At 58.8% G+C, this 19,493-nt stretch carries 20 protein-coding genes; 13 read left to right on the top strand and 7 right to left on the bottom strand.

Features of this window, described 5'->3' with window-relative positions; all coding sequences use genetic code 11:
- Window positions 1-37: 37 nt before the first annotated feature.
- A complete protein-coding gene (locus tag PJL69_RS10535; protein WP_271309612.1) occupies window positions 38-475 on the bottom strand; it encodes a molybdopterin-dependent oxidoreductase in 438 nt (145 codons plus the stop codon).
- A gap of 365 nt (window positions 476-840) precedes the next feature.
- Between PJL69_RS10535 and PJL69_RS10530 the strand changes: the two genes are divergently transcribed.
- The 3 genes from PJL69_RS10530 to PJL69_RS10520 all read left to right on the top strand — a co-directional run bounded on the left by PJL69_RS10530 (window position 841) and on the right by PJL69_RS10520 (window position 3,740).
- On the top strand, window positions 841-1,458 hold the full coding sequence (locus PJL69_RS10530; protein WP_271309729.1) for a LuxR C-terminal-related transcriptional regulator: 618 nt from the start codon (window positions 841-843) through the stop codon (window positions 1,456-1,458).
- Window positions 1,459-1,631: 173 nt separating this feature from the next.
- Complete coding sequence (locus PJL69_RS10525; protein WP_271309611.1) at window positions 1,632-2,546, top strand: lipid A-modifier LpxR family protein; 915 nt, start codon at window positions 1,632-1,634, stop codon at window positions 2,544-2,546.
- Between the two features lie 126 nt (window positions 2,547-2,672).
- A complete protein-coding gene (locus PJL69_RS10520) occupies window positions 2,673-3,740 on the top strand; it encodes a Hint domain-containing protein (RefSeq protein WP_271309610.1) in 1,068 nt (355 codons plus the stop codon).
- A gap of 69 nt (window positions 3,741-3,809) precedes the next feature.
- Here PJL69_RS10520 and PJL69_RS10515 read toward each other — a convergent pair whose 3' ends face one another.
- Window positions 3,810-4,184: a VOC family protein gene (locus tag PJL69_RS10515; protein WP_271309609.1), complete on the bottom strand. Its 375-nt coding sequence runs from the start codon at window positions 4,182-4,184 to the stop codon at window positions 3,810-3,812.
- 55 nt (window positions 4,185-4,239) lie between these two features.
- Between PJL69_RS10515 and PJL69_RS10510 the strand changes: the two genes are divergently transcribed.
- Complete coding sequence (locus PJL69_RS10510) at window positions 4,240-4,773, top strand: winged helix-turn-helix transcriptional regulator (RefSeq protein WP_271309608.1); 534 nt, start codon at window positions 4,240-4,242, stop codon at window positions 4,771-4,773.
- Window positions 4,774-4,966: 193 nt separating this feature from the next.
- Entirely contained in the window at window positions 4,967-5,326 is a 360-nt protein-coding gene (locus PJL69_RS10505) for a hypothetical protein (RefSeq protein WP_271309607.1), read from the top strand.
- A 6-nt stretch (window positions 5,327-5,332) separates the two neighbouring features.
- Here the strand turns inward: PJL69_RS10505 and PJL69_RS10500 are convergent, their stop codons facing one another.
- Both PJL69_RS10500 and PJL69_RS10495 read right to left on the bottom strand, forming a co-directional pair.
- On the bottom strand, window positions 5,333-5,647 hold the full coding sequence (locus PJL69_RS10500; protein WP_271309606.1) for a hypothetical protein: 315 nt from the start codon (window positions 5,645-5,647) through the stop codon (window positions 5,333-5,335).
- Window positions 5,648-5,657: 10 nt separating this feature from the next.
- Window positions 5,658-6,278 (bottom strand): hypothetical protein, encoded by a 621-nt coding sequence (locus PJL69_RS10495; RefSeq protein ID WP_271309605.1) that lies wholly within the window; start codon window positions 6,276-6,278, stop codon window positions 5,658-5,660.
- A 256-nt stretch (window positions 6,279-6,534) separates the two neighbouring features.
- Here PJL69_RS10495 and rpsD point away from each other — a divergent pair, with 256 nt between their 5' ends.
- From rpsD to PJL69_RS10470, 5 genes are all read left to right on the top strand, one after another.
- Entirely contained in the window at window positions 6,535-7,155 is a 621-nt protein-coding gene (gene rpsD / locus PJL69_RS10490) for a 30S ribosomal protein S4 (protein WP_209098897.1), read from the top strand.
- Between the two features lie 266 nt (window positions 7,156-7,421).
- Window positions 7,422-7,778 (top strand): hypothetical protein, encoded by a 357-nt coding sequence (locus PJL69_RS10485; RefSeq protein ID WP_271309604.1) that lies wholly within the window; start codon window positions 7,422-7,424, stop codon window positions 7,776-7,778.
- A 184-nt stretch (window positions 7,779-7,962) separates the two neighbouring features.
- Window positions 7,963-9,048, top strand: a complete 1,086-nt coding sequence (gene hisC / locus PJL69_RS10480) for a histidinol-phosphate transaminase (protein WP_271309603.1) — start codon at window positions 7,963-7,965, stop codon at window positions 9,046-9,048.
- A complete protein-coding gene (locus PJL69_RS10475) occupies window positions 9,045-9,980 on the top strand; it encodes a prephenate/arogenate dehydrogenase family protein (RefSeq protein ID WP_271309602.1) in 936 nt (311 codons plus the stop codon). Before hisC ends, PJL69_RS10475 begins: the two co-directional genes overlap by 4 nt.
- A gap of 44 nt (window positions 9,981-10,024) precedes the next feature.
- Entirely contained in the window at window positions 10,025-10,825 is an 801-nt protein-coding gene (locus PJL69_RS10470; RefSeq protein ID WP_271309601.1) for an extensin-like domain-containing protein, read from the top strand.
- A gap of 9 nt (window positions 10,826-10,834) precedes the next feature.
- Here PJL69_RS10470 and PJL69_RS10465 read toward each other — a convergent pair whose 3' ends face one another.
- The gene (locus PJL69_RS10465; RefSeq protein WP_271309600.1) at window positions 10,835-11,833 is read right to left on the bottom strand and encodes a DUF2125 domain-containing protein; all 999 of its coding nucleotides are present in this window, start codon (window positions 11,831-11,833) and stop codon (window positions 10,835-10,837) included.
- A 69-nt stretch (window positions 11,834-11,902) separates the two neighbouring features.
- Between PJL69_RS10465 and PJL69_RS10460 the strand changes: the two genes are divergently transcribed.
- The 3 genes from PJL69_RS10460 (at window position 11,903) to PJL69_RS10450 (ending at window position 16,016) form a co-directional block, all read left to right on the top strand.
- Entirely contained in the window at window positions 11,903-12,427 is a 525-nt protein-coding gene (locus tag PJL69_RS10460) for a gamma-glutamylcyclotransferase (RefSeq protein WP_209098885.1), read from the top strand.
- Between the two features lie 94 nt (window positions 12,428-12,521).
- Window positions 12,522-13,775 carry a biopolymer transporter ExbB gene (locus PJL69_RS10455; RefSeq protein ID WP_271309599.1) on the top strand — a complete coding sequence of 418 codons (1,254 nt, stop codon included), beginning with the start codon at window positions 12,522-12,524 and terminating at the stop codon, window positions 13,773-13,775.
- Window positions 13,776-13,778: 3 nt separating this feature from the next.
- Complete coding sequence (locus PJL69_RS10450; RefSeq protein ID WP_271309598.1) at window positions 13,779-16,016, top strand: peptidoglycan -binding protein; 2,238 nt, start codon at window positions 13,779-13,781, stop codon at window positions 16,014-16,016.
- 21 nt (window positions 16,017-16,037) lie between these two features.
- Here the strand turns inward: PJL69_RS10450 and PJL69_RS10445 are convergent, their stop codons facing one another.
- Window positions 16,038-17,000: a M23 family metallopeptidase gene (locus tag PJL69_RS10445; protein WP_271309597.1), complete on the bottom strand. Its 963-nt coding sequence runs from the start codon at window positions 16,998-17,000 to the stop codon at window positions 16,038-16,040.
- Entirely contained in the window at window positions 17,000-19,327 is a 2,328-nt protein-coding gene (clpA, locus tag PJL69_RS10440; protein ID WP_271309596.1) for an ATP-dependent Clp protease ATP-binding subunit ClpA, read from the bottom strand. The genes PJL69_RS10445 and clpA overlap by 1 nt, the downstream gene beginning before the upstream one ends.
- Window positions 19,328-19,493 lie beyond the last annotated feature (166 nt).

Raw genomic sequence — 19,493 nt, 5'->3', positions numbered from 1 at the left:
GTCACAGCCTTTTACATGCACGCGCCTTGCGCAGAATTTAGTCGATGACCTCAATCCTGTCGAGTTGCCAGATGCTGCGTGAAAACACTTGAGACGTGCGATACTTCTCGTCTGAGTCAAATGGGTAGATCACCCAAAGCGGGCCCTTGTCCCGACGGTGCATGGGAGATCCGTTCATCTCATATGCCAAAATCGGATACGTATCTTCGAGGGATTCAACCGGAATTTCGATGGTGTAGTCATTGATTGCGGATGCCCGAAGCGTGTTGCCTGAAGACCCCAATTCTTCAAGCAACAACGCGACAGGTACACCCGTGAACATAAGGACCCCCTCGGTCCAAATGGTCGAGGTCGAAATGGACACTGAAGGTAATTCCCGCATCATGTCCAAATCGAACTGAGCTGTGCCGTCGACATTGTGTTTGTCGATCGTGCCCGACACAGTCAGAATGACGCTTCCAGATGGTGTATCCATGGCGTCGTCAGCCCAAAGGGCTGTCGTGAGTGGTAGCAAAAAACTGAGTGCAAGCGTCAAAACCGAAAATTGTTTAGATCGCATAATACTGCTGCCTCGATTGCTTGAGTTAAGTGTTAACCGCTTGAAATAGATGGCGCACGTGCGAATGAGGATAAGTACTCTATACAAATGGGTAGGTTTGTGGTTTGACCTCGCGTAAGCTGATAGTTGTGCGAAACAGAATCTTTATGGTTGAGGAGTCATTAAGTATGTTTCCCATAAGTGGGTGTCGGTTCGCACGAATTCAGCGGGCTGTGACCCTCGACCCTTGATTTGAGTTGCTGAGGGCGGAATATATCCGCCAGGTACGTCGGAGTGTAATGTTGAAGATACTGATTGCAGATGACCACGATCTTTTGAGAGACACGTTGGTGGCCTTTATTGAATCATCTGCGGAGATGACCTCTGTTGCGGCATCTGATCTGGATGGGGCGCTTGCTGCCTTGGAAGGGCCGGATCGCTTTGATCTTGTGTTGTTGGACTACAATATGCCGGGCATGTGTGGCTTGGACGGTTTGAAGCGCGTTCTGGCGCATCCCGCCGCGCCGCGTGTGGCGCTGATTTCTGGCGAGGCGCCGCGGGATGTGGTGCATCGTGCGATGGCAGCTGGTGCCGCGGGCTTCGTTCCTAAGACGCTGGCTGCAAAATCACTGATCAATGCCATTCGATTTATGGCGGCGGGCGAACAATTCGTTCCCGCAGAACTTTTGACAGAAGAGCCAGAGACCCAACAGCAACATCCAATTGCGCAGAAGTTGACCAAACGCGAGTTGCAAGTTCTGGAGGGGCTCGCCGAAGGCAAGGCCAACAAAGAAATTGCGCGCGATTTGGATTTGTCAGAGCCGACCATCAAGCTGCATGTCAAAAATCTGTATCGAAAAATTGGCGCAGCCAATCGCACGCAGGCGGCCTTGATTGCGCGTGAGGCGGACCTGTTTTAACCTTTTGCAGAGGCGTCTGCCTCGTTTGGAAAAGGAATGCCAAGCCTGCTTTTGGGGGGGTGATGCGATTTTGCCGCAAATTTTCCCCAACTTTACCATTTCGAACGGCTCATAGGTTTTTAAGATATTCCGTGCGTTATGCCGCACGAACAAATCACCTTTGGAGAATGAGCATGCTGACGCGCATTTTGGCTTCTGTTTTGATGATTGGCGTGACGGCACACGCTGCTTTGGCGGAAGGGCGCAGTTATCTTGGGTTTGGCAATTTGCTGGTCAATGACGCAATTGGCGATGGCAAAGACCGGTGGCGCAGTGGCTCTTATGGCACCAGCCGTGTCTGGGGGTATGGCTGGGATGGGGCCTTGCCTGAGGCTGCCGGTGATATTTTGGAGTTGCGACTGGGCGGCGAAGTGATCGCCCCGGAATCCATCACAAATCCTGCGCCCTCTGATCGCCCCTTTGCCGGGATGCTGAGCGCCGGGGTTCACACCCATTTCCAGCGTAGCGGAACCGAATTTGCTCTTGGTGGCGACCTTGTTGCGATCGGGCCGATGACAAAGCTGGATGAGTTTCAGAACGCTATTCATAATCTGATCGGGATTGATCCGTCTTCGCCGGAGGTGCGTGCGATGCAGATCCCGAACACCTGGCGCGTGCGGGGAGTCGCAGAGATGGGGCGCGAGATGCAGGTGGGAGGGCAAACCCGGTTGCGCCCGTTTGTCGAAGCGCGTGCAGGCGACGAGAGTCTTGTGCGGGCAGGGTTTGATGTGACCATCGGCAATTTCGGCGAGGGAGAGCTGTTGGTGCGGGATTGGGTGACGGGCCATCGCTACCGCACGATTCGCAACCATCAGGCGGGGTGGAGCCTTGTCGCTGGTGCGGATGTGGCCCATGTTTTTGACAGTGTGTATCTGCCGGAGGCGCGCGGGTATGAGCTGGAAGACATGCGCAGCCGAGTGCGCGCCGGCGTGCATTGGCGTGGCGAAAAACACCATGTGTTTTATGGGCTGACGTGGCTTTCAGAAGAGTTTGCAGCGCAAGAAGGGTCCCAGCTTGTGGGGGCGATCAAGCTCGACTTTAAGTTCTGATTTTGACCTGTCTTGTAGACGGGCGGCATGTAACCTTCTGGTTTACCGATCAGAATCGGGTGGAAAACTGCGTTCGATTTTGTTAACCTGCCGTTAATAAAAAAATACAAGGCAGGTAATCGGGCAATGAAGACGGGCTTTCGTGGCACGTTTGTCATCTCCTGGTCACAGACAGAAATAGACGGCCAAAAGGCCCCACCTTTGCAAGCACTGGGCACAGGTGCGGTGTGGTCTTGGTCACGAGATGCCGTCCGCGTGGACGGCCCGACGGCACTATTGCGTCTGGATCGAGGCGAAGAAGGGGCAAACATCCGCAAACGGGCGGCGCATATGGTGCGCCGACTGATTGGGGCAGCGGTTCACACACAAGACACAACGCCAGCATTGGAAGACATCGTGGTCGATGATCCATTGATGGAGGGGGGCTTTGTGGTGACGGATGGCACTGAAAGCTTCACCGCCACGGTGATAGAGGTGCCAGGGAGCGCTCCCTTGTTGATGTTCTTGGACGAGCTGCCCCCGAAAGGGCGCCCGTTGTGGGTGGTGCATCAGACCCTGAGTGCGTTGCAGCGGCCGCGCAATGACACGCACGGCGGGGTGATTTGTTTCACACCAGGCACCCGCATTGCGACGCCCATGGGGCCGCGGCTGATTGAGGAGCTGCGCGAGGGCGACTATGTGCAGACCCGGGACAATGGCGCACAGGCGGTGCAGTGGATTGGCAGCCGTCGCATGACGGGGGCGCGCCTGTTTGCCATGCCGCATCTGCGCCCCATTCGCATCCGCCCTGGTGCGCTGGGCGTTGAGCGGCCCGATCAGGAGCTGTTGGTGAGCCCGGAGCATCGCATGCTGCTGCGCGGGCGGGCGGCGCAGGCGCTGTTCAATGTGCCTGAGGTGCTGGTGGCGGCACGGGATCTGGTGAATGGCCGCACGGTGGCGGTGGATGCCGCGCTGCGCGAAGTGACCTATGTGCATCTTCTGCTGCCGAGCCACGAGGTGATCTGGGCCAATGGAGTGGAGACGGAGAGCTTTCACCCGGCCAGCGCCGCGATGGACAGTCTCGCACCTGATGATCGCGCGCGTTTGCGGGCCCATCTTCCCGACTTGGTGGACGATCCGCACAGCTATGGGGCCTATGCGCGGCGCAATTTGACCACCAGTGAGGCGGCTATTTTGCTGCATGATGCGGCCTGATTTATTGGGTGCCATTGGGCTGACGCGCCAAAGACCCCGCCGTTTGCGCGGGGTTTTTTAATGTGATTTTTACTGTGAGCTGAGATCCTGCGCCAGCATGAAGGCGTTGTTGTCCGGATCATAGAAGGTGGCCAGTTTGACCATCTCCGGGATTTCCTGCGTTGGGCCATCAAAGCGCACGTTCGCGGCCTCAAGCGCGCTGCGGGCGGCCTCCATGTCCTCAACCCCAAAAACAGGCACACAATTGCCGGGCTTGGGCTCGGCCTGTTCGCCCATGCCGAGGATCACGCCATCGGTTTTGGTGTTCAGCTCGCTCCAGCCCACATCATCAAGATGATAGCGCAGGGTGAAGCCGAGCTTTTCCTCAAACCAGGCGGCGCTGGCGTGGCGGTCGCTGACGGAAATCGACAGGGTGATGATGTTGGTCAATGCGGCGAGGGCCATGGGGTGGGTCCTTATGATGTCTTGTGAAATTTGGAAAATAAAGTAACTATACTTTATGGACATTAAACTGCTTGTCAAGCTGACCTCGCGCGCCTGGGCGCTGGATATTCTGGCGCATCTGCATCGCGGTGTGCCCGGACGGCAGGCGACATTGCTGGCGGCCACTGGGGCGGGGCGCACGGCCTTTGGGGCCAGTTTGCAGCATCTGATGGCGCTGGGTCTGGTGGCGCGCAATCCCGGGCACGGGCATCCGCTGCGGCCTGAGTTTATTCTGACGGCAGAGGGCAAGGCGGCGGCGGCAAAGGCGGATGCGATTTTGCGGGCGGCAGAGGTAAGCGCAGCAGGGCTGCTGCGCAAAAGCTGGACCGTGCCGGTGCTGGCGCTGGCGGCCAGGCCACAACGGTTTTCCGGTTTTAAGGCTGGGTTGGGGGCAATCACCGACCGGGCGCTCTCCACCTCTTTGCAGCGGCTTGAAGCACAGGACTGGGTCGCGCGGGAGATTGATCTGTCCGAAAGGGTGCCGTTTCCGGTCTACCGCGCGGTGAATGCGGGGGGTGAGATCAGCCGGGTTGCTGAAGCGGCAGTGTAAGAGAGCATTGAGTTTGATTGAGAATTTTCTGCGACTACTTACTGTTCGCGTAATGCTTGACCACGCCTTGGGTAGAGAATTTTAACATTTCCTTAACCTTAGCTGGAGAGACTAATACAGCTTATGAGAATAGGGGAGGCGCTCAAGGTATTTGTTAAGTTGATTGGTGGTGAGTGGGTCCGGGGAGGAAAAAATGCGTAAATTCGTTTGTTCTGTCGTTGCAGAATTCGAGTTCCATCAATCCAAGATAGAAGGTTGGGTAGAGGATATCTCCAGAAACGTAGACTCAAAAATGTCGACGGGACTGAAGCTTGTTTTATCAGATGCTCAGGATATGCAAACTGACCTTGGACCGAGTGACCTGCTTTCTGAAGCTTTTTTGAAAGTAGCAAACTTAAACGAAGCTCCTTCAACAGAATTGATCAATTCGCCTTCCGTTTCTGATAGGCAGCAATCAGACTTGGTCGAAGCTTTTTGGAATTCACTTCAAGAAGAACAAGTTCTGGCCCTGATTGGTTTGATTGAGGAGTCTGGAATGACTGTAGAGATTTGACATGTATCATGAACCGCCGGGTTGCTGGAGCGGTGGTTTAGCAAGAGCAGGATTCGGGCAGACCTTCATGGTACGCTCGGACGCCTCTGCCAGATCTTCTTCGTAGGTAGCGCGTTTAGGATCCAGCGTTTTGTAGTCTTCAAACGCGCGCTCAAAGCCCATGCAAGAGACCTGATTTGTCTCAGCGGGTGCCGTTTCCGGTCTACCGCGCGGCCCATTCGGTTGGGCAGATCTGTTTGCGAGATCGGCGTGGGTGGGATCGGCTGGCCGCGCCAGCGCATCCATGTAGGTGAGACAGCTGATCACTGCGGCAACGATCAAACGTCTGATGCTATTCACTGGGGGAAGTGCACTCTTTGGCGGTTCTGTTGACGATGCGGATATAATCGCGGTGCCGATTTTTTAGGTCCGGGTTTATTGCAAAATAAAGCGCAAGAGCTTTGTCCCACTTCATGCAATAGAGCCCGTCAGCAACGCGCAGAAGTTCTTTGATACGTGACTGAGAGATTTCGGGTGCCATTTGTGCGTAGAGGGCCAAAACGTTGGCTTTGTTCTCCGGTGGCGTTCTGAGGCACTCTGATAAGTTCAGCGCTAATTGAGTGTGTCTCAGGATCTCGAATGTATGGTTCTCGGGATCTTCCATAAGCGTGATGGAGGCAAAAAGGTTTATTTCATATTGAATTGCCAAGAGCGGTTTGATCATTGTGTGCCGAGCTGCCGCATCTGCAGCTTCTAGCGGATCGGCCCACTCTTTCGATAATGTGATCTTCTTCAGTTCGACTGTGTTGTTGAGTGAGTGGTTGTCCAAAGCTTTCCATTCAGCTGGGCAGCGGTGCCCGATGTAGTCGGCGACGGTTTTTGGGTGTTCGGCAGCAGATGCGTTTGTTGAGGCCAGCGGAAGCCACATTGTAGTGACAGCAAGGCCAAAGCATAGGAATAGAAGGCGTTTCATCAGTCACCTGTTTCAATCATTGGGTGTATTACTGCCGAAGCTTTGGGGCCGCAATTGGTGAAGAATGTGTCGATTTTTCGGACAAGATGCGTTTGGTTCTTTAATGGTCACACTCCCCGCTTGACTCCCCCAGAATCCCCCGTATAAGCGCGCATTCATTGGTGTTGGTGGCCCTCGCAAGAGGAACCCTGTCACGTCGGCCAAATCCGGCGGGAGGACAACGCCCTTCGAAAACCTGAACGAAGGAGATCAGCAGATGACAAAAAGAACTGCTGCCAAGTACAAAATTGACCGCCGGATGGGCGAAAACATCTGGGGTCGTCCTAAATCCCCAGTCAACCGTCGTGACTATGGCCCAGGCCAGCACGGTCAGCGCCGCAAAGGCAAACTGTCCGACTTCGGCACCCAGCTGCGCGCAAAGCAGAAGCTGAAAGGCTACTACGGCGACCTGACCGAGAAACAGTTCCGTCGCATCTATGCCGACGCTGAGCGTGTAAAAGGCGATACCGGTGAAAACCTGATCGGCCTGCTGGAAAGCCGTCTGGACGCAGTTGTGTACCGCGCGAAATTCGTGCCGACCGTGTTTGCGGCACGTCAGTTCGTGAACCACGGCCACGTTCTGGTGAACGGCAAGCGCGTGAACATCGCGTCCTACCGTGTGCAAGAAGGCGACGTGATCGAAGTGCGTGACAAGTCCAAGCAACTCGCCGTGCTGCTGGAAGCTGTTCAGCTGGCAGAGCGCGATGTGCCTGACTACATCGACGCAGACCACTCCAAAATGACCGCGACTTTTGTGCGCAAGCCAGCTCTGTCTGACGTGCCATATCCGGTCATCATGGAACCAAACCTCGTCGTGGAATTCTACGCGAAGAACTAATCTTCGCCGCGACAGTTTCGAATTTCTGGAGAACCCGCCCTTGTGGCGGGTTTTTCTGTATCTGCGGGGTTGGGTGCAATCAGAGCGTGCGGTGTGCGTAAGAATGGACTTTTGTCCAGTCGCAATGGCGGTTAACGCGCTGAATTCTTTTTACAATTTTAGGGGTCTGATTGTCAGAATCTTAAAGAAATGCAACCTTGGGCCTACATTTGTGAGGCAGCATTGGGGGCTGCGCCGGATCGACAGCATTGCAAAGGAGAAACAGCATGGTCGAAGCGGTTGGAATTTTAGGTGAGACCACGGGATGGCAGGGGTTGAGTGCAACGCAAAATGCGATGTTGCACGCGGCACTGGCCAAATACAGTGGGCAGGCACCGCAGGTGCCGGTTGAGAGTTCGAAGGCAGAAACGGTTCAGCCTGTTCAGCAGGCGCAGCAAACGGCACGTACCGCCAATGAGGCGCAGCGCAATCGCACAGTAGATGGCGCGGTGATGACGGCGATCCGCTCTGCGGTGGCGAGTTATCAGCGCGCAGACAACGGTAATTTTGCCGAGATCCTGAAGAGCAAACTGACTGATGCTGGCATCGATACCAGTAAATCGGTGGTGGATTACTACACCTGATTGGATGGTGAGGCGACGGACGGCGAAGCGGCATCTTTGGTGCCGCTTTTCTTTTTGCGCGCCTGATGCGGTGGCAAAGCCACAGCTGCGCATTCCCTTGAGGCAAAAGCGCCCGTTGCGGTTGTGATCTCTTTCCAAGCGGGCAGGGCGCGGCTAAACAGCAGCCAGCGAAGGAGTGAAACGCATGTCAGAAATTCAGCCGCAGCCGGGTGTCTTGGACATTGAGTTGTATGTTGGCGGCAAAGCCACAGTGGACGGCGTGAAAGACGTCGTAAAACTGTCCTCCAATGAAAATCCATTGGGGTGCAGTGACGCGGTGGCAGAGACCCATGCCAAGACCGGGTTCAACCTGCATCGGTATCCTTCGACCGATCATGCGGAGCTGCGCGCGGCGATTGCTGAGGTGCATGGTCTGGATGCGGGCCGTATCATCTGTGGTGTAGGCAGCGACGAGGTGTTGCAGTTCATCGCGCAAGCCTACGCAGGTGTGGGCGATGAGGTGGTTTATCCGGAGCACGGGTTTTCCATGTATCCGATCCTGGCCAAGATGGTGGGCGCAAAGCCTGTCGCCGTGGCGGAGCGGGAGCGCGTGGTGGATGTGGATGCCATTCTGGCAGCCTGCACCGAGCGCACAAAGATTGTGTTTATCGCCAACCCGGCCAACCCAACCGGCACGATGATTGGCGGCAATGATCTGGCGCGTTTGGCGGATGGGCTGCCCAAGGGCTGTATTCTGGTGCACGACGGGGCCTACACGGAATATGTGCAGGGCTTTGACGGCGGTGCCGGGCTGGTCGAAGCGCGCAGCAATGTTGTGATGACGCGTACCTTCTCCAAGATTTACGGGCTGGGCGGCCTGCGTGTGGGCTGGGGCTATGCCTCTCAAGAGATTGTCGATGTGCTCAACCGGGTGCGTCAGCCGTTCAACCTCTCAAACATTCAGATGAAGCTGGCCGAAGCGGCGGTGCGCGATCAGGAATGGGTGGCCAAGTGCCGGGCGGAGAACGCGCGCCTGCGGGCGTGGCTGGCGGAGGCGCTGATGGAAATTGGCGTGCCGTCTGACACCTCCTGCACCAACTTCATTCTGGCGCGGTTTGCCGATCAGGAAGAGGCCGAGGCGTGCAATGCCTATCTGGCCACGCAGGGGCTGATTGTGCGGCAGGTGGCGGGTTATGGCTTGCCCAACTGTCTGCGCATCACCGTGGGCGATGAGCCGAGCTGTCGCCGGGTCGCCCATGCGATTGGCCAGTTTAAGGGCGGCGCGCGATGAGTGCGCCCGTTTCTGCACCGGTCTACAACCGCGTGGCTTTGATCGGTCTTGGCTTGATTGCCTCGTCGATGTTCTGGGCCATGAAACGCGCCGGGCTGGCGGGTGAAGTGACGGGCTATGCCCGCTCAGAAGAGACCCGCGAGACCGCGCGGCGGATTGGTCTGTGCGACCGGGTGTGTGACAGCGCGCCAGAGGCCGTGGAAGGTGCGGATCTGGTGGTGCTTTGTGTGCCGGTGGGGGCGATGGGCGCTGTGGCCGCAGAGATTGCACCGGCATTGGCGCCGGGCGCTACGGTCACAGATGTGGGCTCTGTGAAGCGCCATGTGATTGACGCGGTGGCCCCGCATCTGCCCGATGGCGTGCATTTTGTGCCTGCCCACCCGCTGGCGGGTACCGAGCATTCTGGCCCGGAAAGTGGTTTTGCGGAGCTGTTTGACAACCGCTGGTCCCTGTTGGTGCCAGTGGAGGGCAGTGCGCCTGAGGCGGTCGCCAAGCTGCGCGCGCTGTGGGAAGGCATGGGGGCCAATGTTGATGAGATGGACGCCGACCACCATGATCTGGTGCTGGCCGTTACCAGCCATGCGCCGCACCTGATTGCCTATACGATGGTGGGCGTTGCCGACGATCTGCGCCGGGTGACGGACAGTGAAGTCATCAAATATTCTGCGGCGGGGTTTCGGGACTTCACCCGGATTGCCGCCTCTGATCCGACCATGTGGCGCGATGTGTTTCTGACCAACAAAGACGCGACGCTGGAGATTTTGGGGCGCTTCACCGAAGAGCTGTTTGCGCTGCAACGGGCGATCCGCACCGGCGATGGGGATCATTTGCATGATTACTTCACGCGCACGCGCGCGATACGGCGTGGGATCATTGAGGCAGGACAAGATACCGCTGCTCCAGACTTTGGCCGGGGCGCGCCAAGCGCATGAGGTGCGGGGCGGGATATCTTCTGGGTGTCCTGTGTTTGGGCGCGGTGCTGACGATCACGTCGGTGGCGCAGGCCAATGCGCCTGAGCGGAGTTTGCGCCCCGTCACGCGGCTGATGGTGTTTCCCGCGGCGCTGCCCAGCTTTGCGCCTGCGCGCTCTCTGCGGCCGGTGGTGCGGCCCGGCTCAGGCAATGCTGTCGCCAATATCGTGCCGGTCTCTGCCTCTGTGCAAAGCTCGTTGGCAGCGCTCGAGCCAACCACCCAACCGATCCCCGCCCGTGTGACGCGTGAGGAAAAACGTGCGCGCAAGGCCGCAGGCATTGGCAAGATCTGCCGGGATCGTAAGCTGATTGGCAAAGAGGTGCCGCCGGTGCCTGCGAAACTGCCGGGGTGTGGCATTCGGCGTGGGGCGGTCAAACTCTATGAAGTGGATGGCGTGGCGCTCAGCACGCCCGCGGTGATGACCTGTGACACAGCCAAAGCGCTGAAGACATGGGTCGACAAAGGTGCCAAGAAAGCGGTGCGCAACTACGGTGGCGGCATTGATACGCTGAAGGTGGCGGCGGGGTACTCCTGCCGGACGCGTAACCACAAAAAGGGCGCAAAGATCAGCGAGCATGGCAAGGGCAAGGCGATTGATATCTCTGCGCTGGTGCTTGAGAACGGAGACACGATTTCCGTGCTGCGCGACTGGGGCAAAGGCAAGCGAGGCCGCATTCTCAAGAAGATGCACAAGAGTGCCTGCGGGCCCTTTGGCACGGTGCTTGGCCCCAATTCAGATCGCTATCACCGCGACCATTTCCATTTTGACATCGCGCGCCATCGGGGCGGGCCTTACTGCCGTTAGATCAAGACACTATTGCAGAACAATTCGTGGGGCAGGGCCGATGGGCAGTGGTCCAAAATGTGTCGTGCCCCGCTTGAACGTGAGCGGAATGTCGAGTGTGTTGGCATTGCCAGACAGCCCTGCAACAAAGCCAAGCGCTTGTTCCAAAGTGTCCACAATGGAGGTGGGCACATGTTCTGACTGGCGGGCCACGGCGAGCATGTCGCGCCAGTTGACCGCGCGGATGGTCAGCTCGCCGGTTGGGATGCCAAAGTCGTCGATGGTTACGGCACCGGCGGCGTTAAGCTCCAGATCGCCCCAGATGATTTCGGCCAGAGTGAGATCGAGTGCGATGGGCTGTGGTCGATCCTCTTCGATGGCGGTGCGATCCCATGGGCGGGTGAACTCTGCAGTCAGGTCTGCCTGAAAGCTGGAAAAACTGCGTGGCAGGTCAATTTCGTCCGGCAGGTTGAGCAGGGATGTGGGGGCAAGGTCGTCGGTCTGAAGCGCAAGGCGATAGCGCGCCGGGCTGTCCTCTTGCCGGTGCATGGCAAGTTTGACGGCGCTGGCGCGCAGTTCCCAGTCTTTTGAGGATTGGATTGCCAGACCTTCAATGGCCAGATTGCTGCGCTCTAACGTCAGATCGGTGCCCGGTGTGAGCACCAGCGAGGCGCGCATGTCGGTGGTGTTCACCGTCAACTTTTCATCCGGTGTGGAAACGGTCTGTGTGTTGGGCCAGACGGCGATCACATGGTGTGGCCGATAGGTGAGCGCGAAAAACTGAAAGAAGGGGGCATCCCAGGCGATGCTGGTGTCCGGATCTGCCAGGCTGAGATTGGTGAGCGTGCTGTCCAACCGGCTGGGGAAACCGCGCACGGAGAGTGCGTCATATTCCGCGACCCAGCCATCGGACTGGCGCGCCTCAAACCATGCAGGGACACCCTTGGAAACGCCCCAATATCCGGCGAGCCAAAAGCCAGACCAGGCCATTGCGGCCAGTGCGATCAAACCTATCAGACGTTTCATCATGGCTGGCCCTTTCTCCTCGATGCAGTTTCGTGTTTATAGGCGCAAAGCCAGTAGGACCAGAGGCAGCATATGTGGGTATTTGGATACGGGTCGCTTTTGTGGAACCCCGGTTTTGAGGTCGCCGAGCAGGCGGTGGCGCGGCTTGATGGCTGGCATCGCAGCTTTTGCATGCGCTCAATCCATCATCGCGGCACGGTAGATCACCCTGGTCTAGTGCTGGCGCTGGATGCAGAGGTGGGCGCGCATTGTCAGGGGCTGGCGCTGAAGGTGGCAGACGGGCATGAGGCGCGCACGCTGGACTATCTGCGGGAGCGTGAGCTGGTGAGCTCTGCTTATTTGGAAAAGACCCTGCCGCTGACCCTGACTGATGGGCGCAAGGTGGAGGCTGTGACCTATGTGATCGACCCGGATCACGTGCAGTATTGTCACCTTTCTCTGGCGGAGCAGGCACAGATTATTTCCACCGCCGTGGGCGGGCGCGGGCCAAATACCGATTATTTGCACAACACCGCCAGCCATCTGTTTGAACTGGGTATTGAAGATGCAGATCTGGCCTGGTTGTCCCGCGAAGTCAGCAGAATGACCACAGCCTAAGACCTGCGTGATCTGAGGGTGGGAAATGCCTTGGCACTTGCAGGAACACTCAGTAGGGTGAGCGCAGAAAAAACAAGTGTCAGGATCCGTCCTCATGGATCAGCCGGACCGCAAAGTCGAGCCGCATTTCTCTAAACCCACACTCCAGATCCTCCAGATGCTGGTGGTCTTGGTCTGTGTGGCGGGCGTTGGATACTTGGCGTTGCCAAGTGTGTTGCCCGTGTTTCAGGCCAATCCAGAACTGAACGGATTTATCATTCTGGTGTTCCTGTTTGGTGTGGCCGCCACATTTGCGCAGGTGCTCTCCTTGTTTCGTTCGGTGCGTTGGATCGAGGGCTTTGCCGGGCTGCGCGATGGGTATGACCCAAACAGCCCGCCGACACTCTTGGTGTCGCTGGCGAGCCTGCTGCGGGAGCGGGGGGCGCATGGGCAGATTTCCTCCTCGTCATCGCGCTCTATCCTGGATTCGGTTGCGACCCGCGTGGACGAAGCGCGCGAAATCACGCGCTATGTTGTGAACCTTCTGATTTTCCTTGGCCTGCTGGGCACGTTTTACGGGCTGGCGACCACCGTTCCGGCGGTTGTGGACACCATTCAGAGCCTTAATCTGACCGATGGCACCGCGCCACTGGATGCCGTGGGCAAGATGATGGAAGGCCTGAAGAGCCAGCTTGGCGGCATGGGTGTTGCTTTTGCCTCCTCTCTGCTTGGGTTGGCGGGGTCTTTGGTGGTTGGCTTGTTGGAGCTGCTGGCGAGCCACGGGCAGAACCGGTTTTATGGTCAGCTTGAAGAGTGGCTGAGTTCGATCACGCGGGTTGGTTTCTCATCGGGAGAGGGCGACGGCGGTGACATTCAGGTGCTGGGCGCGGCGTTTGAACATATGTCTGGTCAGCTGGATCAATTGCGCGAAACCATGATGGCCACGGCACAGGTGCGCGGTGAAGAGGGCGCCATGAGCGATGGCGAAATGGGCGCCTTGATTGCGGCGGTGGAGCGCATGGCCGATCGGGTTGAGGCACAGACCCCTGCAAACGACGTGTTGCTGCGGTTGGCGGAGGGGCAGGAGGCGCTGCTTGCGAAGCTCAGCGAAGGCGGTGGCTTGGGCGAAGGTGGCATAGATGCGGAAAGCCGGATGCGGCTGCGCTCGATGGATGTGCAGATGCTGCGCATTCTGGAAGAGATTTCTGCCGGGCGTCAGGAAAGCATGGCAGAGCTGCGCACCGAGCTGAGCGGTATTTCCCGCGTGCTGCGGCGGGTGGCCAAAGCGCAGGAGGCAGAGCCTGCGACGCAGAGCCACAAGGTGCAACTGAAGCGGCCACCGATTTCAAAAGGTGGGCAGGAGGGCTAAGCCATGGCCCTCTCGCGGCGTACAGGACAGCGGTTTCAAGCCTCCATTTGGCCGGGATTCGTGGATGCGATGACCGGTCTTTTGCTGGTCTTGATGTTTGTACTGACGATTTTCATGATCGTGCAGTTTGTGCTGACAGAAACCATCACCGGGCAGGAAAACGAGTTGGACGCGCTTCAGGGCGAAGTGGCGGCGCTGGCGGATGCGCTGGGGCTTGAGCGCACGCGCACGCGGGATCTGGAGGCCGAGCTTGGCGGGTTGACCGCGACGCTGACCGATCGTGACAGTCAGGTGCGAGAGCAGGAGGCGCTGATTGCGGCGCTGACGGCCACGCGAGATGCGCAAGGCGCCGCACTTGAGCGGGCGCGGGCGCAGATCACGAGCTTTGAGGCGCAGGTGGCAACTTTGCTGGCACAGCGTAATGATGCGCAGGCCACGGTCGCGGCGCTGGAAGAGGTGCGAGACGCGCTTGTGGATGAGCGGGCGGCGCTGAACCTCGCGCTGGCGGCGGCGCGTGATGAGATTGACGCGGGCGTTGAAGCGGCGCGGCTGGCGGCTGCGGAAGCTGATGCCATGGAGGCGTTGATTGACAGTCTGCGCACTGAGGTGGCTGAGGGGCAGTTGCAGATAGACGAGCTGGGTGCGGAAGCGGATCGGCTGGATCAGGCGTTGACCGCAGAAGAGCAGCAGCGCCTGCTGGAGGCTGCGGCGGCGGAAGAATTGCGCAATCGACTGGAAAACGCAGATGCGGAACTGACGGCGATGACGCTGGCACTTGAGGCGCAGCGCCAAGAAGCCGAGGACACGCTCACGCTATTGGCGGCGGCAGAGGCGGCGCGTGAAGATCTGGATCTGAAACTGGCCGCAGCGCTTGTGGACGGTCAGGACGTGGGCGCGGATCTGGCGGAGGCGGTGCTGAAAATTGCAACGCTTGAGTCAGAGCTAGAGAATAGTGACGATGCTGCGGCCTCGCTGAAAGCGGAACTGGCGGCGGTGTTGCTGGGGCTTGAGGAAAACCGCCGCACGGTCAGCGATTTGCAGGCGCGTCTGGTGGCGGAAGTGGCTGCGCGGGCGACGGCAGAGGCGCAGGTGTCGCAGCGCTCTGGCGATCTGGCCGCGCTTGAAGCGCAGTTGGCGGAGGCGCTGGCTGCTAAACTGGCGGCGGAAACGGCTGGCACAGAACGCGCCGCGCAGGTTGAGGGTCTGACCACACGTGTGGCGGAGCTCGAGGATCAGCTCGCGGCGGCGGTTGCGGCACAGGTGCAGGCGCAGGATGGCGGTACGGATCTGCGCGCCCGACTGGCGGCGGCTCTGGCAGCGAAAGTGGCGGCAGAGCAGCAGTTGCGGGATCGTGGCGACGTTCAGGAGGCGCTGGCGGCGGCACTCGCTGCGCAGCGGGCGGCGGAGGCCGCACAGGCGGAAGCGTTGAGCGAGGCGGACCGGCGTGATTTGTTGCTGTCAGAAGCCAATAAAGCGTTGTCAGAAGAAGAGGCGCGATCCGCAGAAAGCGCGCGCCAGATTGTGGTGTTGAACCAGCAGATCGCGGCGCTGCGCACGCAACTTGGGCAGTTGCAGGGCATTCTGGATGAATATGCAGATCGGGATGCGGCTGCGCAGGTGCAGCTTGAGGCGCTGGGATCTGATTTGAACGCGGCGCTGGCACGGGCCGCTGCTGAAGAGCGGCGGCGGCGGCAGCTGGAAGAGGCAGAGCGCAAGCGACTGGAAGAAGAGAAGATCGCAATGGAAGCAGAGGCTGCGGCGCTGGCAGCTGAGACGCAGGATCTGGCGCAGTATCGCTCTGAGTTCTTTGGGCGCTTGCGCAATGTGCTTGGCGCGCAGGAAGGGGTGCAGATTGTGGGCGACCGCTTTGTGTTCTCCTCGGAAGTGCTGTTCCCGCCGGGTGGTGCGCAGCTGTCACCGGAGGGGCAGCGTGAGGTTGCCAAGGTGGCGGGTATTCTGCAGGGCGTCGTGGATGACATTCCGGCAGAGATCAACTGGATCCTGCGGGTGGATGGCCATACCGATGATGTGCCGATTTCAGGCGGCGTCTTTGCTGATAACTGGGAGCTGAGCCAAGCGCGGGCGCTGTCTGTGGTGCGCTATCTGATTGAGGTGCTTGGCCTGCCGCCCACGCGCCTGTCGGCCAATGGCTTTGGTCAGTATCAGCCTGTTGACCCTGCGAACTCTGAGGAGGCGCGGGCGCGCAACCGGCGGATTGAGCTGAAATTTACAGAGAAATAGAGACGGCCCTTTTGAGGGCGGTCATTCGATGACCAGCGTTGTTGAGGACTGGCCGAGCACGGTGCTGCCTCGTTTGAGCTCGATTTCGCCCTGATAGGTGCCTTTGGGCCAGCCTCCTTGGGGTGTGCGACGCCCACCTGCGCGGAAATACTGTGCCTGTGTGCGCTCCAAAATCACTGTGTCGTTGAAGACTTCGCCCTGTGGTCCGGTGATTGTGAACACCATCGTGTCGCCCGGACGGCTGCCGAAAGCATGGGCAAACAGCACAAGCGCCTTGGCCTGTGCCGGCATTCTGTCGCGCCCGGCCATGCCATCCTTGATCATGTCGTAGGCGGGGATGTCGACCTCAAAGCCAATGCGGATCAACCCGCCGGGCACATAAGGGATTGGATCGGCCCAGAGTGATATATGCGCGCCGCCGCAGGTGCCGAGGGTTTCAGAGGAGAAGGGATCAACCACCGCGTCGTTGTGGCGGATAGAGATGTGCAGATGGGGGAACTGGGTGCGGCCAGACAGGCCGATTTCGCCCAAGGGCTGCCCGCGTGTGACTTTGTCACCTGTGGCAACGCTGACGGAGCCGCGCTTCATATGGCAGTATTGCGTGACCCAGCCATCCCCATGGTCAATGGCGACGCCATTGCCACAGTCGCGCCCGTTGAGTGCGGCGATGCCTTCAGGCGTGATGATGCGATCTTCCATTCCGTCACGTGTGCCGGTGACCACGCCTTCAGCCGCGGCCAGCACATCGACGCCCTTTGACATGGCTTTCAGGGTCGGGAGGGCAAAGTCTGTGCCTTTGTGACCGTCATAAGACAGCGCGCCGCAGGCGTGATCTTGATACCCCTCTGACGGGTCCTGATCGACGTAGTTCTGAATGAAGCAGGTTTCGCCCAGTTCACAGTCAACCGGGAGCGAAAACGACGGCGCGCCCGCAGCGGGGAAAGCTGCGAGCGCACCAACAAGTGTAAGCCCTGTGAGGCGCATCAGTCTGCGGTCAGCAGCGGTGGCTTGTCGCCGGTGATGCGCGGGCTGTCGGGGCCCGAAAGATCAAGCACCAGTTCGCCGTCTTTGACCTTCACCTTGACCACGCCGCCTTTGGCGAGCTTGCCAAAGAGCAACTCTTCGGCGAGGGGCTTTTTGATGTACTCCTGGATCACGCGGCCAAGCGGACGCGCGCCCATTTTGTCATCATAGCCTTTGTCTGCCAGCCATTGTGCGGCTTTTGGTGTCAGCTCGATGGTGACGTTGCGGTCCATCAGCTGGGCCTCAAGCTGCAGCACGAATTTCTCGACAACCTGCAGGATGGTCTCTTTTGGCAGCGGCTGGAAGGAGATCACCGCGTCCAGACGGTTGCGGAATTCCGGCGTAAAGGTGCGCTCAATCGCGGCGGTGTCCTCACCCTCGCGACGGTCACGACCAAAGCCGATGGCAGCTTTCGCCTGCTCGGAAGCACCCGCGTTGGAGGTCATGATCAGAACCACGTTGCGGAAGCTCACGGTGCGGCCGTTGTGATCGGTCAGCTCGCCGTTGTCCATCACCTGCAAAAGGATGTTGTAGACATCGGGGTGGGCTTTTTCGATCTCATCAAGCAGCAGCACGCAATGAGGGTGCTGATCTACGCCATCGGTGAGCAGGCCGCCCTGATCAAAACCGACATAGCCCGGAGGCGCGCCGATCAGGCGGGAGACCGCGTGTTTCTCCATGTATTCAGACATGTCAAAGCGCAGCAGTTCCACACCCAGCGTATCGGCCAGCTGTTTGGCGACCTCGGTTTTACCGACACCGGTTGGCCCGGCGAAGAGGTAGTTGCCGATGGGTTTTTCAGGTTCACGCAGACCGGCGCGGGCCAGTTTGATCGCGGAGCTGAGCGCCTCGATGGCTTTGTCCTGACCAAACACTACGCGCTTGAGGGATTTTTCCAGATCCTTGAGCACTTCGGCATCGTCTTTGGAGACGTTTTTGGGCGGGATGCGTGCGATTTTGGCGACCACAGCCTCAATCTCTTTCACGCCAATGGTTTTGCGGCGCTTGGAGGCGGCCAGCAGGTGCTGCGCGGCCCCGGCCTCATCAATCACGTCGATGGCTTTGTCGGGCAGTTTGCGGTCATTGATGTAGCGTGCGGACAGCTCCACAGCGGTTTTGATCGCATCGGCGGTGTATTTCACGCTGTGATGCTCTTCAAAATACTCTTTCAGCCCTTTGAGGATCTTGATGCTGTCGGGCACAGTTGGCTCGTTCACGTCGATTTTCTGGAAACGACGGGACAGGGCGCGGTCTTTCTCAAAGTGCTGGCGGAACTCTTTGTAGGTGGTGGAACCCATGGTACGCAGTTTGCCGCCCTGAAGCGCGGGCTTCAGCAGGTTGGAGGCATCCATCGCGCCGCCAGAGGTGGCCCCCGCGCCGATCACAGTGTGGATTTCATCAATGAAGAGCACCGCGTCTGGATGATCTTCAAGTTCGGTCACCACGGCCTTCAGGCGCTCCTCAAAGTCGCCGCGATAGCGGGTGCCTGCCAGTAGTGCGCCCATGTCGAGCGAGTAGATGGTGGTTTCGCTCAGCACCTCAGGGATTTCGCCTTGCACAATTTTGCGCGCAAGCCCTTCGGCGATGGCGGTCTTGCCCACGCCGGGATCGCCCACCAGAAGCGGGTTGTTTTTGCGGCGGCGGCAGAGCACCTGAATGCAGCGTTCGACCTCATGGTCGCGGCCAATCAGCGGATCGACGTCCCCTTTGGTGGCTTTGGCATTCAGATCGACACAGTATTTCGCAAGCGCGCTTTCTTTGCCTTCGCCCCCTTCGGCGGTGCCTTCGATACGCTGTTCGCCTTCATCGTCAGACCCTGTTACGGGACGGGCCTCGCCAAAGGCGGGATCTTTGGCCACGCCATGGGCGATGAAGTTGACCGCATCATAACGGGTCATGTCCTGTTCTTGCAGGAAGTAGGCGGCGTTGGATTCACGTTCTGCAAAGATCGCGACCAGCACGTTGGCACCGGTGACTTCGGTGCGGCCCGAGCTTTGCACGTGAATCGCTGCGCGTTGGATGACGCGTTGGAATGCGGCGGTGGGCACCGCCTCGCTGCCTTCGATGTCGGTGACCAGATTGGACAGGTCATCGTCAATGAATTCGATCAGGTCGCTGCGCAATTCGTCGATGTTCACGCCGCATGCCTGCATCACGCGCAGGGCATCAGGTTCATCCAGCAACGACAGGAGCAGATGCTCCAGCGTGGCAAACTCATGTTTGCGCTGGTTGGCCTGTGCAAGGGCGGCGTGAATGGCGTGTTCGAGCGTGTTAGAAAATGACGGCACGGTGTGACTGCTCCCTCCGGGTTTAGATGAGGGCGGAACGCCCGCGCCTCATCATAGGGTCTGTACAGTTAAAGTTTGGTCGATTGACGGCGGTCTTCAAGGACTTTCTGTAAATTTTGGCACAGATTGTCGCATGATGCAGCCTCAGGTTGGGTCACTCTGTCGT

It is taken from the genome of Shimia sp. MMG029, from assembly GCF_027947445.1.
Lineage (GTDB): Bacteria > Pseudomonadota > Alphaproteobacteria > Rhodobacterales > Rhodobacteraceae > Shimia.
The sequence above is the reverse complement of the archived record's forward strand: the minus strand, read 5'-3'. Positions and strand labels throughout refer to the sequence as shown.

What these genes read in the sequence shown, in the direction of transcription:
- PJL69_RS10505 (WP_271309607.1), top strand. Translation starts at nt 4,967, where the DNA reads ATGCGTAAATTCGTTTGTTCTGTCGTTGCAGAATTCGAGTTCCATCAA.
- PJL69_RS10455 (WP_271309599.1), top strand. Translation starts at nt 12,522, where the DNA reads ATGGATCAGCCGGACCGCAAAGTCGAGCCGCATTTCTCTAAACCCACA.
- PJL69_RS10520 (WP_271309610.1), top strand. Translation starts at nt 2,673, where the DNA reads ATGAAGACGGGCTTTCGTGGCACGTTTGTCATCTCCTGGTCACAGACA.
- PJL69_RS10485 (WP_271309604.1), top strand. Translation starts at nt 7,422, where the DNA reads ATGGTCGAAGCGGTTGGAATTTTAGGTGAGACCACGGGATGGCAGGGG.
- PJL69_RS10450 (WP_271309598.1), top strand. Translation starts at nt 13,779, where the DNA reads ATGGCCCTCTCGCGGCGTACAGGACAGCGGTTTCAAGCCTCCATTTGG.
- rpsD (WP_209098897.1), top strand. Translation starts at nt 6,535, where the DNA reads ATGACAAAAAGAACTGCTGCCAAGTACAAAATTGACCGCCGGATGGGC.
- PJL69_RS10510 (WP_271309608.1), top strand. Translation starts at nt 4,240, where the DNA reads ATGGACATTAAACTGCTTGTCAAGCTGACCTCGCGCGCCTGGGCGCTG.
- PJL69_RS10495 (WP_271309605.1), bottom strand. Translation starts at nt 6,278, where the DNA reads ATGAAACGCCTTCTATTCCTATGCTTTGGCCTTGCTGTCACTACAATG.
- PJL69_RS10535 (WP_271309612.1), bottom strand. Translation starts at nt 475, where the DNA reads ATGGATACACCATCTGGAAGCGTCATTCTGACTGTGTCGGGCACGATC.
- PJL69_RS10475 (WP_271309602.1), top strand. Translation starts at nt 9,045, where the DNA reads ATGAGTGCGCCCGTTTCTGCACCGGTCTACAACCGCGTGGCTTTGATC.
- PJL69_RS10515 (WP_271309609.1), bottom strand. Translation starts at nt 4,184, where the DNA reads ATGGCCCTCGCCGCATTGACCAACATCATCACCCTGTCGATTTCCGTC.
- hisC (WP_271309603.1), top strand. Translation starts at nt 7,963, where the DNA reads ATGTCAGAAATTCAGCCGCAGCCGGGTGTCTTGGACATTGAGTTGTAT.
- PJL69_RS10525 (WP_271309611.1), top strand. Translation starts at nt 1,632, where the DNA reads ATGCTGACGCGCATTTTGGCTTCTGTTTTGATGATTGGCGTGACGGCA.
- PJL69_RS10445 (WP_271309597.1), bottom strand. Translation starts at nt 17,000, where the DNA reads ATGCGCCTCACAGGGCTTACACTTGTTGGTGCGCTCGCAGCTTTCCCC.
- PJL69_RS10460 (WP_209098885.1), top strand. Translation starts at nt 11,903, where the DNA reads ATGTGGGTATTTGGATACGGGTCGCTTTTGTGGAACCCCGGTTTTGAG.
- PJL69_RS10465 (WP_271309600.1), bottom strand. Translation starts at nt 11,833, where the DNA reads ATGATGAAACGTCTGATAGGTTTGATCGCACTGGCCGCAATGGCCTGG.